The following is a 15151-nucleotide window of genomic DNA, read 5'->3' as shown; positions in this document are numbered from 1 at the left end:
AAATGGCTAAAAGATTAAAATTAAATATTGGTGATATTTTTACAATACCACTAAGTGAGAAAGAAGTTGGCTTTGGACAAATTGTACAAATGCCAGATAAATACACCTTAATTATAGTTGTTTATAACTATAAGACTTTCCAAGCCGAAAAGTATGATATAGAAAAAGCCGTTGATAGTGAAATTCTTTTTTTAGGTTATACAAACGACGCGAAATTATATCATAAAGATTGGAAAATAGTTGGAAATCTTTTAAACAACATTTCTAGAATCCTTTTACCATGTTTTAAATTAGGACTACCTTCTGCTGATTATCCTGATGGAGCAAGATTAGTAGATTTCAAAGGTAATGTCTTAGCTAATATTGATAAAAAAACTTTTGACAAACTTCATTTTCAAACAGAAGTAGGTCCAATTCGCTTTGAAAATGCACTTAAAGCACATTTTAATTTGCATGAATGGATTGCTGAAGATTATGATAAGATTTTATACCAGAAAACTTTAGAATCGGTAGAAATTGCAGCGGAAATTTTAAACAATTAAGGAAATGAAATGAACCCTGAGTGTTATAACGAAGCAAAGAAAAAATATGGAAACTAAAGAAATTAGTGAATTTTGGGAATGGGTTAAAAATAATATTGATCATTTGGCTCCCCAAGCCATGACCAATGAATTTATAGATTTTTTGGACGAAAAAATTGGAAAACTCGGTGATTTTAGTTGGGAAATCGGCTTTGATCAAAGAGTAAGTAAGAAGTTTTTGACAATTTCACCAGAAGGATATCCTGAATATTATTAAATATTTAGCATTACCTTTTGGATATAGATTTTTACTGCAAAAAAATGAGGTAGAAATAATAAAAGATGATAAAGAGTAAAAAATGAACGACAATAAATACATCAAATTACAAGAGGAAATCTGTGAAAAATACTCACAAAAAAGAGATTTGGTAAGTCCTGATTGCTTAATTGCTTTGGGGAAAAATTTTAATCCATCTCTACAGATAAATGGTTTGAGACATCCACGTACAGAAAGTTTATGTGGATGGTATATATGGTCAGGGGAAGATTTTAATCAAGAAGAGTTCGATTTTTTTGAACCGTCGCATGCTTGCCACTTGTTAGATCAGGCTCCCTTTATCATTCAATATCTGGGTTTACCTGCTGGAAATAGATTTTTGATAGATAGTAAAGGCTACGAGGATGTATGGTTTGATGAGGAGTTACTTTAAATCAAAAAACATTTTATAAATAATTTCGATAATATTATCATGTTATGTTCAAACGTCCTGATATTAATAAATATTTGGCATTAGCTTTTGGATATAGATTTCTATTGGAAAATGATGGAGTAGAAATTATCAAAGATGAGATAAGTGATAATTAAGTATAAGAATTTCAGAAATGAATTACGAAGAATTTGGAAAATTAAAATGTGAAGAACTTTTAAAAGTTCAAAATATATTTAGAGAGAATTTTAAAATTGATTCTTATGCAAACTGGTTTTATGATAGTGAAACTGAGCTTTTGAGATTGTACAATGACGATGAGGACGAAATCTTCTTTAGATACATTCCAGTAGGCACGTTTTCATTAAAATCAAGAACATGGATGTGGAGCTGGTTTAATGAATCTTCAATTGAAAAGAGCAAAACAGAACTTTTGGTTGTTAAGGAATTTGGAAATGAAAATAATTATGAAAAATTAAAAGAGGGGACATTTGCAAGCGACGAATATGATGGTTGGGAATTGGCATCAATCTGTCTTGATTTTCTGAATGGAATTGGAGTTTATAAAGTTGACACAGATAACTTAGAGAAATATATGCTAATAATGGGTATTGAAAACCATGATTCTCCAAAAGTAAGAAAATTAAAACAGAAGGTTGTTGAATGCGGTAAACATGGCCATTCAAGACCAGCATTTGTTTGTGATCATTTAGATCTTGAAACCCCAAAAGGTTTTGAAGAGGCATTTGATACTTATAAAGGAATGGAACTGGAAGAGGAGGATGACTTTCAAGCTTGGTGCAATGAATGTGAAAAAATAAGACTTGAACATGATGGCTGGAACGAAGAATCTGAGAAATTTGCCCAAATCCAACTTATTTGTGAAGACTGTTACTTTGAACTGAAGGAGTTTAATCAGATTAAATAAGTTATTTATGCTCCAGTACTCCACCAAATATTTATGCTGCCAAATTTTCCCAAAACTAACGGATGAACCCAATCAAGCATTTCCTAAACATTATAAACAAGTAAGACTGTTATTCGCAATACTTTTCTACATCGTGATCTCATGTACCCCAAACCCCAAGAGTGAACAAGAAAGATTTTAGCTATGGTTCAGTAAGAACCAGGAAACAATCTATACGGGAATTGACAACCCTAAACTTCGAGAAAAAATCTTTGATGATATTAGTGATCGTTTATTGAGCATTGATGAAAATTTAGTTTTTGAATTTAGCCCGGTAGCTAAAAATGGAATCCGAGAGTTCTCAATCTCTGCAGATGGTGTTGAAGAATCATTTCATAGTGTTGAAGATTTAATCAAAGTAAATCCGAAACTATCAAAATGGAAATTCAACGCTTTCCGTCAAAGAACTCCAGACAATTATCATAGCATCCGGTATGGAAAATATTCTATTGCATACGACGATGTCTATTTCAACTATTCAATTTCAAATAATGAATTGGGTATAGAGCTGAACATTAGGAATTATGATGGCACTGGAGATATGCAGAATGCAATCTACATCTTACTTGACGGTCTTTTAGGTGAATACGATGTAGTAAAAAATATAGATTGGATTGAGTGGAAAAAATTGGATGAAAAGAAAAAACTACATCGGTTAATAGAATTACGCGGACTAATAGATTCACGTAAAACTAAAAACAAATAACATTAAATTTAAGAAGCTCTTTCAAGCTTTATAACAATTCTGTTGATTTAAAGGATCAGCAAATAATAACGGAAAATTGTCTGCTGAAAATAGGTTTTTGATAGATAATAAAGGCTACGAGGATGTATGGTTTGATGGGGAGTTACTTTAAATCAAAAAAACATTTTATAAATAATTTCGATAAATTCCCCTGGTACAAAATATATAGAACAGGATAGAACAGACTATAAAATAAAATAAACTGAGAATGGCTGAAATAATTAAAGATGGATTCACCTTTTACGATAGATTTAAAAAAGAAGCAATCTTCAGCTTCGCGCCAGATAATCGTGCAGATATACAAAGGTCTATAGAGTATATAAAGAAGAACAAAGTAAAATATATTTCACTAAGTGAAAAGTTATTAGAGAAAGTTGATAATCTTGACTTCTTAGGAGACATGGATTTTATAGAAGAGATATACATTAGTAAATACGATATGGATTTCAGTGGTATTTATAAACTCAAAAATCTTAAAGCTCTATCAGTTATTTATCAAAAAGTAACACCTACGATCGACTATTCAAGATTCGAGAAGTTGGAGGATCTTTCAATTGATTGGTATAACAAAGAAATAGATTTATCAGAAAATAAGAATCTTAAAAAATTAATAATCTGGAAATTCAAGCCGAAAAATAAATCATTTTCTTACATCAAGCTTCCGCAATCTATTGAAAGCCTTGAGGTTACCGAATCAAACATTCATAATCTTGAAGGATTAGAACTTGCAAATCTAAAACATTTTGAAGGTCATTATTGTACCAAATTAACATCATTATCTGGCCTAAAAGAAAGCGCAGATCACCTACAGTCATTAACATTAAGCTCCTGCGGGAGCCTAGTAAATTATCAAGAGCTGGAACATTGCAAAAATTTGGAAAAAATTATCTTAACGAGATGTGGCGAAATGCAATCATTATCGTGGTTAAAAAACTTGAAAAAGGTAAGCCATATTTCTTTCTTACATACGAAAGTCATCGATGGAGATATAAGATATTGCTTGGGAATAAAGTATGTAGCATTTACAAATAGTAGGCATTATAACTATAAAATGGAACAATTTTCTACTCCACATTAGTAAAAATTGAAAAAGATCTTATACCTATGACAAATCAAAAAAATAATATAAGTTCACAATGAGAAATTTCGCATTCCTCCTTTTAATTCTTTTATCAAGTTGCAAACAGAGAAATACCCAACCATGCGATGATTCATATGTTAGAGGGAACAATTTCCTTCTTGAATCTGATTTTAGAAATGCACAAAAAGAATTTGAAAGTTCAATACAAAAAGATCCAAATAATGCAAATGCATATTACGGTCTTGCATTAACCTATTCTGTTGCAGGAGATAATAGCAAGGCTATTGATTATTTTACCAAAAGTATTGAACTAAATAGTGACTTTACACTTGCTTACGCAGAAAGAGGAACACTTTATCTAAATAGTGGAGATTTTAGACAAGCTAAAAAGGATTTTAACAAAGTAGTTACTCTTGCTCCAGATCTAGTGGTTCCTTATCTTTATTTAGGACAGATAGAAATACAGAATTCAAATTACCAGGAGGCGATTTCTAACTTTGAGGAAGTTCTTAAACGTGACCCTAAAAATGCTACCGCATACTTAAGTAAAGGAATTAGTGAAGGAACTCAAGGTGACTACAAAAACGCAATAAGTAGTATAACCAAATCCATAGAACTAAATCCTAAAAATGCGATAGCTTATGTATACAAAGGTACCTTTGAATTTCAAAATAAAATGTCAGATGCCGCCTGTACAGATTTCCATAAAGCAGAAGAATTAGGATTAAATGCGCAGTCTTATATAGATAGTTATTGTAAGGATAAATAAAAGATATTCATATAAGGGCTAACTAATCACTAGCCTTTATTTGATATATTTATTCAATCATAAAGACTAAATATAACAGAAAATGAACAATAGCGCAAAAATTGAGGAAAACAATATTTATCAGTACAATCTATATAAAGCAAAAAGTACTCTTTGGTATTTTAATAATCTAATTAATAGCGGATTTAAAGGATATAATTCTGTTAAATTTAAAAACTGTGAAGGTCTTTATGTGTGGTTGGAAAATCTTAAAATTGATGAAGAGCATTATTTAGGTAATCTAGCTGAGCATGAAATTTTGCAAAAAGTTCGAATTCATGATGTAGTAGATTGGATGATTATTGAAAAGGGAAGACTAATAGGAGGTTATACCATACGACATTATAGAGATACTCTTGACGAAGAATCGAAAATGAACTTTGATATTGATTTTGGAGTAAAAATTGACGACGGAAATGATTTCTTTAAGCCAGATTTGACAACCCCCGAAGGAGCTATAATTAAAATTGAAAAATATTATTCAAATAACGATTTAAAAGGTGTATTTTCTTGTAAAGATTTTGAAATGGAAGCGGAAAATTTACTGAAGGAAAGAGGCGCAATTATTACCGCAGAGATAAAAAATAAAATAACAGAAGCATTAAAATCATCTTTGATTGAAACTTTTCAATCAAACGAATTTCCAAATTTTGAAAATATAGAAAGGTGTTTTAACCTTGTAGAAGAAAAACAGGATCAGCGACTAATTGAAGAAAAAGTTATCTATCAGAACGGAAATTTCACATTCAACAAATTATGGGTATGGCGATCTAAAGAAGGAGATTGGAAAGTTTTAAATCTGGTCGAAGATTAAATGAATACTGTTGAAAAACTACTTGAAGCTATAAAGGAACAGGCAGAATTATTTTTAATTGAAAATGGAGTGTTTGCACCTTTTGCCACTTATATTAGAGCAAACGGAGACCTTACATACATTTCAGCATACTCGGAATCATCTGATTCAGAGGAAATGTACAATTTACTTTTGTTAGGTGCTTACGACGATCTAAAAGATAATGATGTTCGAGTTTATGCAATCGGTTTAGACGGCAAATATCAAGGGAAAGATGTATTGGTTATTGAATTTATCCTTTCAGATAAGGATGAAGACAAATACCAGCAAATTTATCCATACAAAATTACGGATAAAGGGGTAATTTTTGATGAGCAACTTTGAGTAATTTGTTAAGTCGTAAAAACTATGGATAAATCTTATTTAGTGTTTCAATACGGAGAGAACAATAAATCAGAAGTATTAGCCCGTGAATTAAATATATCACGGGCTGACTTCATAAATATAGAAAACTGGTTTGATTTGCTTTTGTTTAAGCATATCATAACCATATAAAAATTGTAGTACAAATCAAGGAGAGCATTCTTGTGGGTTGTACAGTAAAAAATAATATTTTACCTTTATTTAAAAAGTAGTGTTATGAAATACGACGGCTTTTTTACAATTGATGCAAACGGTCTATTGCCGCAGCCCGAGCAGGAATCTATCCAAATTTTCGGACGTATTGAAGATATACTGCCTGTTTGTACCCTCAGTGATTATATCGCTGCTGTTTATCCCTATGAGAAAAACAACACGGATTTTTATGATGATCCCAGAATGGATTTAATCGAGAAAATTATCAGGCTTCAGGTTGCCTTATATCTTACCCGCAGAACATCTTTGTGTCAATCGGTTTCTGATGGATTTTTAGCCGATATCGAGGAACATATCAAGAGATACAAGGAAATATACAAACACGAATATATAGACCCCAACGATGCAGTAAGTTTCTGATTCAATTAAATTTATTATATTTGCTGCTCGTAGTTTATACGAATTTTTTAGTCACTTGCCTCTCAAATTGGGAGGTTTTTATATTTTAAGGGGTGTTTATGAAATCAGTCAAGGATTAAAATTATGATTTAGGCTATTGAAACAACTCTACAACCATTAGTCCCCAGCACAGGTAATAATCTAGTTTTTTCCGAAGTATAGTCAACGCCCTGGTCATATGATTTTCGACTGTTTTTTCAGATAGCCCCAACTTTAAAGCTGTCTCCCGGTTGGTAAGGCCAGCTTCACGCCGCAGAAGGAATACCTGGCGGCATTGCTCCGGAAGTGTACCCACATGATACCTTACCTGGGCCTCTAGCTCTTTATATTCTATAGAACCTTTATAGGGATTAGTTTCCACCAAAATGGCATCCTTCTCAGTTTGCGGCGTGGTATGCAGCTTCCGTTTTCGGTAAAGGTCGATTATCTTATTTTTCAGGATTTCGTGGCAGTAGGCTATTGGACGGCTTTCTATTTTCTCACTATTTTTATACAATAAATATAACGCATCTTGCGCAAGCTCTTCCGACAGGTGCCAGTCTCCTGTTTTCCGGAAAGCAGTTTCCGCCAGCCGTAGGAAATTAGCTTTGAAGAAGCATTCAAATGCCGTCGCATCGCCACTTTTCCATAAAGCTAGTAGCTGCTCATCCCCATATGTAGTATAGGCACTGTCCATGTCTTTCAAAATTAATTCAAAAATAATGAAAAACAATTGGGGGCTACCCTCTTATTTTCCGTTAATGGAGATAAAAAGGGACTTATGGATGTTAGGCGTCTCAATGATTTACTGGATCGCTACCACAAAGGTGGGTGTACTGCTGAAGAGCTAAAGGAAATTGAGCAGTGGTATACACAATTGGGAGATTCCTCCCTCAAAGCCCCCATGAGTTCTGATCCATCGGAAAATGAAGCGTATCTACACAATCAATACCAGTATTTTGAAGCTCGCATCAAAAAAGATCGTCCAACCAGCCGAATTCTCCCTATACTGAAAGCCGCTGCTGTATTGGTTCTTATTATAGGAGGATCACTACTCTTCCTACTTTTCAGGAATCAGGGTATACAGAAGCCTGAAACGGTACTGGCAGATATTGGACCGGGAGGGGATCACGCCACCCTCACCCTACCCGATGGAAAAACGATGCAACTGGACAGCATAAAAAATGGCAATATTGCCCTGATGGGAAACCAGCAGGCCATAAAAACAGGAAACGGTTCACTCATCTATAATGATAATGGTAGTAGCACGGAAACGCTGGCATATAATATACTGGCAACACCACGGGGAGGAAAATATATGATCTGCCTTCCGGACGGCACAAAAGTATGGCTTAATGCGGCCACTTCCCTCCGTTTTCCGGTGGCTTTTTCCCGTAAGGAACGCAGAGTGGAAGTCATTGGAGAAGCTTATTTTGAGATCGCACCTGATCCACAAAGGCCGTTTTTTGTTTCCAGTGGCTCGCAGGTGATCAAAGTTCTTGGTACTCATTTTAATGTATCGGCCTACGCGGAAGAAAAAAACATTACAACCACCCTATTACAGGGACGTGTAATGGTAAATACCCAAAAGGATGGCATAATGCTTTCACCGGGACAGGCAGCTGTATTTGAAAATGGAAAGGTTTCATCCCACACAGCGGATATAGAGCAGGCAGTAGCATGGAAAGACGGGATACTGGATATGAACGGCCAAAGCTTAGAGGAAGTTATGCGTAAAATAGCCAGATGGTATGATGTGGAAATAATTTATCAAAATCAAATACCAACCAAAATATTAAGTGGACAGATGGACAGGGAACTGAAGCTCTCTGAGCTTGTTCAAGGACTCCGCACAATGGGACTGGACATTAAGATGGAAGGAAAAAAACTGATTATCAATTCCTGATTAGATGGGCATTACCCTCCCTACTCCACCCGCTTATAAACCGTCAGGACAGCAGGCGGCTTGCCGCCTCTGCGCCTGATCATAATGAACCGGCAGTACTATCGCAGCCCATAAAAACAAAGCCGGAAGTGCTTACGACACCTCCGGCAGAGTCAGGGACCTGCTTTAATGCATATTTCGTCACGCAAATTCCTAACAATGGACAAATCTATGAAATGGTGTGCATTTTATCAACCATTGCGCTCCGCATTCCATCTTAAGCCGCAAAAAGCCTGGCTTTTAGCTTTTTTTGCCTTCTTTACAGCCATAGGTACGCTGCACGGGCAAAGCCTTAAGCTTAGTGGAGAAACAATTTCGGTTCCGGAGCTTTTTAAAAAGATTAAACAGCAAACCGGGATCGTTACAACTTTTGACCTTGCGGATGTTAAAGGGCTGCCCGCTCTGAAGCTCCCCCCTGGAACCTATCCGGTTCCTGCTGTACTGGATAAAGCCTTAAAACCTTATGGATTTACTTATTCCATCATGAGTAAAACCATCTTTGTAGCCAAAGTATCTCCAAAAGCTCCGGTTTCAAATAAAAACGGGCATAATGACACTTCAACGGTGAGTACAATGCAGGGCATTGTTACTGATACCCTGGGAAAACCTATGGAAGGAGTATCAGTGAGGCTCAAAGGTAGCAGCCAGGGTATCTCTACTGATAAGGATGGGAGGTATATGCTACAAAATACCAGTACACAAAATCCTGTACTTATTTTCAGTTTTGTAGGGCATAGGACTGAAGAGGTAACAGGTATCGCTGGCATGGTACCGGATGTTATCATGCACATCCAGGAAATGCAGATAAAGGAGCAGGAAATTGTAGTCTCCACCGGTTATCAGAAACTTCCTAAAGAACGGGCAACGGGATCTTTCGTTCAGGTTAATAATACACTTATTAACCGGCGGGTAAGCACCGATATTATTTCAAGGCTGGAAAATATTGTGCCGGGGCTACTGTTTAATCACAACACCTATAAATCCTCCACAGGATCTGATCTCAATATTCGCGGGCATAGCACGCTATTTGCCAACGATCAGCCGCTTATCATTTTGGACAATTTCCCTTACAATGGTGATTTAAGCAGTATCAATCCCAATGATGTGGAGAATATCACTATCCTAAAGGATGCCGCTGCAAGCTCTATATGGGGTGCAAAGTCGGGTAACGGGGTTATCGTCATTACCACAAAAAAGGGCATTAAAAACTCTAAACCGGCAGTGGAACTCAATTCCAACATTACCATTGGATCAAAGCCCGATGTATTTTATGATAAAAATTTCCTGAACTCGAATGATTTCATCAATGTAGAAACAGAATTATTCAAAAGGGGGTTTTATAACAATGATCTCACGAGTTTGAGTATGCCGGTAGTATCCCCAGTGGTAAATATCCTGGACAAGGAAAAGCATGGATCAATTTCCAATGCAGAGGCAGAAACTCAGATAAATGCCTTACGTAACGTAGATGTGCGCAATGAGATTGAAAAGTACTTTTACCAGCAATCCGTAAACCAGCAATATGCGTTAAACGTTAAAGGCGGGGGGAATGCTATTGATTATTTCCTGTCATTAGGTCTTGATAAAAACAAGGCTAATCTTACCGGCAACAACACGACCAGAAATACCATAAATTCTAAAATTAATATCGACCTTACCCCAAAGCTGCGTGCTTCGGTTGGTTTTCTATGGGTACAAACGGATACCAAGCAGAATAATACCCTCAGTGCTTCACAGCCGAATACAAAAAACCTGTATCCATATGCACAGTTTTCCAGTCCCAACGGTAATCATTTATCTATTGTAAAGGAATTTAACACCGCCTATACGGATACCGTAGGAAATGGGAAGCTCCTCGATTGGAATTATCGCCCGCTGGATGAATTGAACTATGCTTACAACCGGCAATCATCCACAGACAACCTGTTAAATTTAGGTCTGCAATATACCCCCTCCAAAGACCTGAGCTTAGAGATGAAATACCAGTACGGGAAATCAATATCAGTTCAAAATGATTATTCCAGTGAACAGACCTATGCAGTAAGAACATTAATTAATAAATTTACTCAAATCAGTGCAACGGGAGATGTGAATTATCCTGTTCCGAAAGGTGGTATTCTCTACCTGACCAATAACCAGCTGGTGTCTCAAAATGCACGGGCACAGGTCAATTACCATAAGTTTTGGGGAGAGCATGAATTGACCGCTATTGCCGGCGCTGAACTCAATCAGTCCATTACGCAAAGTAACGCCAATACAACCTACGGTTATGATATAGGCACAGGGGCTTTTACAAGCGTCAACTTTGTGGATTACTTTTCCATAAATCCTAACAGTGGTGCCAGAATTCCGAACTATCAAAATTTCAATAAGCTGACCGACAGGTTTATCTCCTACTTTAGTAATGCTGCCTACACTTTCAAGAATCGATATACATTTTCAGCCAGCGGCAGGATTGATAAATCCAACCTCTTTGGGGTCAATACCAATAACAAATCTGTTCCCCTGTATTCAGTGGGAGGAAGCTGGAATATAAGCAATGAAGCATTTTACAATATCAATTGGCTTCCGTTTGCGAAGTTAAGAATGACTTACGGTTACAACGGGAATGTTGATAAATCCGTTACCGCAGTAACAACCATCAGGCAAACAAATGGCTCCTACATTTCAGGTATGCCCTATGCCGTTATTGCCAACCCTGGCAATCCGGACCTGAGATGGGAGAAAATAAGAACTATAAATTGGGGAGCTGATTTTAGCACAAGTAACAACCGGTTTTCAGGCAGTATTGAATATTACCGGAAAAATGGAATTGACCTGTTCGGAAATATGCCCTTACCGGGATACTCCGGTTGGCCGACATTTAAAGGAAATTATGCGACGACAAAAGGAAGTGGTTGGGACGTAGTGCTAGGCGCCCAAAACATCCAAAAGAACAGCTTTTCATGGCATACCCAACTCATATTCAGTAAAGCACAGGATATTGTAACCCGGTACGATGTTAAAGGTGATGTTGGCAACTATCTGTTATTCAGCAATGGAAATAATGGGTTAATATATCCACTGGCGGGTAAGCCTCTATTTGCAATCTATGCCTATAAAAGTGCCGGCCTTACCCATGATACAGGAGATCCACAGGGTTACCTGAACGGTAAACTAAGCACTGATTACAGCGCTATTCTCAATGCCACCACGATTGATAGTATGGTCTATATGGGTCCTTCCCGGCCCACTATCTTTGGGTCGTTAAGAAATACTTTTTCATTTAAACAGTTTTCAGTCTCCTTCAATATTGCCTATAAACTCAATTACTATTTCAGAAGAAATTCAATATTTTATTCCCAGTTGTTTACTTCATGGAACGGACATGAAGATTTCACCAAAAGATGGCAAAAGCCAGGTGATGAAGCATTTACCGGTGTGCCTTCTCTTCAATATCCACCGGCAAACTCTGCCCGTGAAACCTTCTATCTGAACTCCCAGGCTTTGGTGAACAAAGGTGATCATGTGCGCTTACAGGACATAACATTAAGTTACGATATTGATAAAAGCTCATGGAAAGCCTCGCCCTTTAATCACCTGCAATTATATTGCTATGTAAATAATATTGGGATTCTCTGGCGAGCCAATAACCACGGATTAGATCCTGACCTCAATGGAAGCGGGTTGCCGCTTCCCCGAAGTTTCGCCGCAGGTTTACGCATCAATTTTTAACCACTTTCACACATTCGATCATGAAATTCTTAATCCATAAATTGAGTTACTTCCCGGCCGTACTCTGCTGTGTGCTGCTGCTATCGGGTTGCGACAAGCAAAACGAGTTTCTTCAGGCCAAGCCGGACCAGGCGCTGACCATCCCTAAAACCTTAGCAGACCTGGATTTGATTCTTAATAATGAGGAAGTTTTCAACGCCTATTCATGTCCTTCAATGGGGTTTATATCTTCCGATGAATATTACCTGACCACAGAAAATTATGATAATTCATGGGATGAGATGGGTCAAAAGGTGTATATTTTTGGAAGCGATATTTATAAGGGCGGAACCATCCCGGGTGCAGATTGGAACAAATCCTACAACCAGGTATTTGTTGCCAATACAGTGCTGGAAGTACTCAAAAGTATTAGGTACAGTGAGGACGAGGCTAATCATTATAACGAAATCAAAGGAACTTCTCTTTTCTTCAGGGCTTTTGCATTCTATAATCTCGTTCAGACTTTTTCCCTGCCGTATGATTCTATGACATCCTCCACCGATATGGGCGTGCCCCTTCGACTCAACTCTGACCTTACCGAAAAAATTAAGAGGGCATCTGTAAAGGAATCTTATGACCAAATCATCCGCGATCTTACCACGGCTTATGATCTTTTACCCCTTAAAGCAAAAACCATTACAAAACCGTCAAAGGTTGCTGTTAATGCAATGCTAAGTAGAATATATCTGGGAATGGGGGCTTATAGTGAATCATTGAAATACGCAAAGCTTTGTTTAGCTCAGTATGGCCCAATCACCGACTATAATCTGATTACTCCGACCAAATATTCTATCAATTCTGATTTTCTGGCTGAGGATATTTTCCATACTTCTTTAATTAACTACAGTATCATGTCTCCTGCGATACCTGATTCCAATATCTATAGATCGTATGAAAACAATGATCTCAGAAAAAGTTACTTCTTCAGGGTGGCGGGTGATGGGAGTCTGCGGTTTCGCGGGTCTTACGATGCGAGGCAAAGCAATAAGTATTGTGGTGTAGCCACTGATGAGATCTATCTTAACAGGGCTGAATGCTATGCACGGGAAGGAAACAAAGAGGACGCTATGAAAGACCTCAATTTACTGTTAGCACACAGGTACAAAACAGGCACCTTTACACCTTTAACCGCTACTACCAGTGACGAAGCCCTGTATCTTATATTGGAAGAAAGAAAAAAAGAACTTCTATTCCGGGGGCTACGCTGGACGGATTTGAGGAGGTTAAACAAAGAAGCAAGGTTCAAAAAAGATGTCATCCATATAGTAAGGGGAATATCCTACCTGCTTAAACCCCAAAGTATGAATTATGCCATGCTTATACCTGATCCGGAAATTCAGCTAGGTGGATTAACACAAAATCCACGACAATAACCAGATAATTAACAACTACATGATGAAACAGCTATTATTAGTGGCCCTGCTTATCGTGGGTGGTCTGAGCGCAGCAGCAGGTAAGGATTCTATTACCATATCCGGATACTTTAGATATCTCACGGATCGGGACTCCGTTACCCTTAGAGTATATGACTATTACCATACATCGTACAACCTAAATGCAGAAAAAATATATCAGGCTAAAGTAAAAGGAAACTCATTTATCTTTCACATTCCGCAGAAAGGTGTTCCTCAATACGTAGATCTGATTCTCCCTAACGGCACCGAGGACTCTACAAGGAATTTGACTCTCTACTCCTATTTATTGACGGACGGGGATTCGATACACTATTCTGATCGGATAAAAGATCACTTTGCAGGAAAAAGGGCTGAGAAATGGAGAATCCGGAATCAACTTGAAAAAATATACATCTTCTACGCCTCAAAAGCGAGCCAATTTGAGGGACATAGTATAAAAAGCACTTTTTCAGCATCCATAATGGATACTCTGCTTTTACGCCAACTGGCACTGATCGAACTGTATAAAAATACATTGTCCAGGCAGACTTATGACCTCCTGAAAGCAGATGCCGTAGCCAGTACAATTGCTGCTAAGCTCACTAGCTTATCCTACATGAATGCCTATAATAAAAATGCTGTCGAGGATTTTCATGATTCCGGGATTACTGATTCCCTGCTCAGCTCATTGAGCAGAAACAAGGAAATGTTATATTCTCATGATTACTACAGTGCTATATTAGGATCTTTTAAAATCCTGTGCTTTTCTAAAAAACAAACCTTTGAAATACAAAATTGCTACAACTACATAAGGGAAAACTTCAGTTTTCAGGTTGCTGAAAAGGCAATTACCGGTCTCTTATATGATAACAGAAACAGAAGCTCAGATATATCTGAAATTATACCGGAGGCACTATCATGGACGAAGGATGAGAATTTTAAACGCATTTTATCAAACCTTCAACAAACCCGGCTAAAAGGGGCATCAGCTAAAAATTTTGAATTACCCGATCCCAAAGGGAAAATAGTAAAGCTTTCCGATCTAAGAGGAAAGGTCCTTGTAATGGATTTTTGGTACACAGGCTGTGGAGGATGCGCCGGCCTTGCTCCAAAGCTTGTCAAAATCAAAAAGCAGCTTTCTAATAAAGACGTAATTTTTGTGTCTATCAGCGCGGATAAATCAAAAGAAATATGGCTCAAAAGTATTAAACAAGGCATATATACAGACAAAAGTAATACTAATTTATTGGCTGAGGGACTAAGATATAACCATCCGGTCTTAAAGGACTATTCGGTAACTGGATTCCCAACCCTGATATTGATTGATAAACAAGGAAAAATCATGAATAATCCGGTTGATCCGGGCAAAGATGAAGGAAAGAGCTTGATTTCTATCGTAAAACAGGGACTCGCTGAGTAATAA

Annotated in this window: 16 protein-coding genes; 15 read left to right on the top strand and 1 reads right to left on the bottom strand. The window is 37.1% G+C overall.

All coding sequences use genetic code 11. The features are described 5' to 3' along the window. Nucleotides 1-2 precede the first annotated feature (2 nt). The 11 genes from PMI13_RS05525 (at nucleotide 3) to PMI13_RS05480 (ending at nucleotide 6618) form a co-directional block, all read left to right on the top strand. Nucleotides 3-542, top strand: coding sequence for an Imm26 family immunity protein (locus tag PMI13_RS05525; protein ID WP_007841495.1), 540 nt, complete (start codon nucleotides 3-5; stop codon nucleotides 540-542). A gap of 46 nt (nucleotides 543-588) precedes the next feature. After that, complete coding sequence (locus tag PMI13_RS05520; RefSeq protein ID WP_007841494.1) at nucleotides 589-798, top strand: hypothetical protein; 210 nt, start codon at nucleotides 589-591, stop codon at nucleotides 796-798. Nucleotides 799-880: 82 nt separating this feature from the next. Next, nucleotides 881-1231: an immunity protein Imm33 domain-containing protein gene (locus tag PMI13_RS05515; protein WP_007841493.1), complete on the top strand. Its 351-nt coding sequence runs from the start codon at nucleotides 881-883 to the stop codon at nucleotides 1229-1231. Between the two features lie 44 nt (nucleotides 1232-1275). Continuing rightward, on the top strand, nucleotides 1276-1386 hold the full coding sequence (locus tag PMI13_RS21830; RefSeq protein ID WP_007841492.1) for a hypothetical protein: 111 nt from the start codon (nucleotides 1276-1278) through the stop codon (nucleotides 1384-1386). A 17-nt stretch (nucleotides 1387-1403) separates the two neighbouring features. After that, nucleotides 1404-2156 (top strand): DUF6882 domain-containing protein, encoded by a 753-nt coding sequence (locus PMI13_RS05510; RefSeq protein WP_007841491.1) that lies wholly within the window; start codon nucleotides 1404-1406, stop codon nucleotides 2154-2156. Between the two features lie 274 nt (nucleotides 2157-2430). Then, entirely contained in the window at nucleotides 2431-2901 is a 471-nt protein-coding gene (locus tag PMI13_RS05505; RefSeq protein WP_007841490.1) for a hypothetical protein, read from the top strand. Between the two features lie 247 nt (nucleotides 2902-3148). Further along, a complete protein-coding gene (locus PMI13_RS05500; RefSeq protein WP_007841489.1) occupies nucleotides 3149-4018 on the top strand; it encodes a hypothetical protein in 870 nt (289 codons plus the stop codon). 58 nt (nucleotides 4019-4076) lie between these two features. Next, nucleotides 4077-4790 (top strand): tetratricopeptide repeat protein, encoded by a 714-nt coding sequence (locus PMI13_RS05495; RefSeq protein WP_007841488.1) that lies wholly within the window; start codon nucleotides 4077-4079, stop codon nucleotides 4788-4790. An 82-nt stretch (nucleotides 4791-4872) separates the two neighbouring features. Further along, nucleotides 4873-5643 (top strand): DUF2314 domain-containing protein, encoded by a 771-nt coding sequence (locus tag PMI13_RS05490; RefSeq protein WP_007841487.1) that lies wholly within the window; start codon nucleotides 4873-4875, stop codon nucleotides 5641-5643. Next, a complete protein-coding gene (locus PMI13_RS05485) occupies nucleotides 5644-6006 on the top strand; it encodes a hypothetical protein (protein ID WP_007841485.1) in 363 nt (120 codons plus the stop codon). A gap of 255 nt (nucleotides 6007-6261) precedes the next feature. Beyond that, entirely contained in the window at nucleotides 6262-6618 is a 357-nt protein-coding gene (locus PMI13_RS05480; RefSeq protein ID WP_007841481.1) for a hypothetical protein, read from the top strand. Between the two features lie 133 nt (nucleotides 6619-6751). Here PMI13_RS05480 and PMI13_RS05475 read toward each other — a convergent pair whose 3' ends face one another. Beyond that, nucleotides 6752-7333, bottom strand: a complete 582-nt coding sequence (locus PMI13_RS05475) for an RNA polymerase sigma factor (protein WP_007841479.1) — start codon at nucleotides 7331-7333, stop codon at nucleotides 6752-6754. An 84-nt stretch (nucleotides 7334-7417) separates the two neighbouring features. Here PMI13_RS05475 and PMI13_RS05470 point away from each other — a divergent pair, with 84 nt between their 5' ends. The 4 genes from PMI13_RS05470 (at nucleotide 7418) to PMI13_RS05455 (ending at nucleotide 15148) form a co-directional block, all read left to right on the top strand. Beyond that, nucleotides 7418-8542, top strand: a complete 1125-nt coding sequence (locus PMI13_RS05470) for a FecR family protein (protein ID WP_007841476.1) — start codon at nucleotides 7418-7420, stop codon at nucleotides 8540-8542. 198 nt (nucleotides 8543-8740) lie between these two features. Then, nucleotides 8741-12295: a SusC/RagA family TonB-linked outer membrane protein gene (locus tag PMI13_RS05465; RefSeq protein ID WP_051957016.1), complete on the top strand. Its 3555-nt coding sequence runs from the start codon at nucleotides 8741-8743 to the stop codon at nucleotides 12293-12295. 20 nt (nucleotides 12296-12315) lie between these two features. Continuing rightward, nucleotides 12316-13707, top strand: coding sequence for a RagB/SusD family nutrient uptake outer membrane protein (locus PMI13_RS05460; protein ID WP_007841473.1), 1392 nt, complete (start codon nucleotides 12316-12318; stop codon nucleotides 13705-13707). A gap of 19 nt (nucleotides 13708-13726) precedes the next feature. Beyond that, complete coding sequence (locus PMI13_RS05455; RefSeq protein ID WP_007841471.1) at nucleotides 13727-15148, top strand: TlpA family protein disulfide reductase; 1422 nt, start codon at nucleotides 13727-13729, stop codon at nucleotides 15146-15148. The last annotated feature ends 3 nt before the right edge of the window (nucleotides 15149-15151 follow it).

The organism is Chryseobacterium populi (assembly GCF_000282115.1).
Classification (GTDB): domain Bacteria; phylum Bacteroidota; class Bacteroidia; order Flavobacteriales; family Weeksellaceae; genus Chryseobacterium; species Chryseobacterium populi.
Note: the sequence above shows the minus strand (reverse complement) of the source record. Positions and strands in the feature narration are given on the sequence as shown.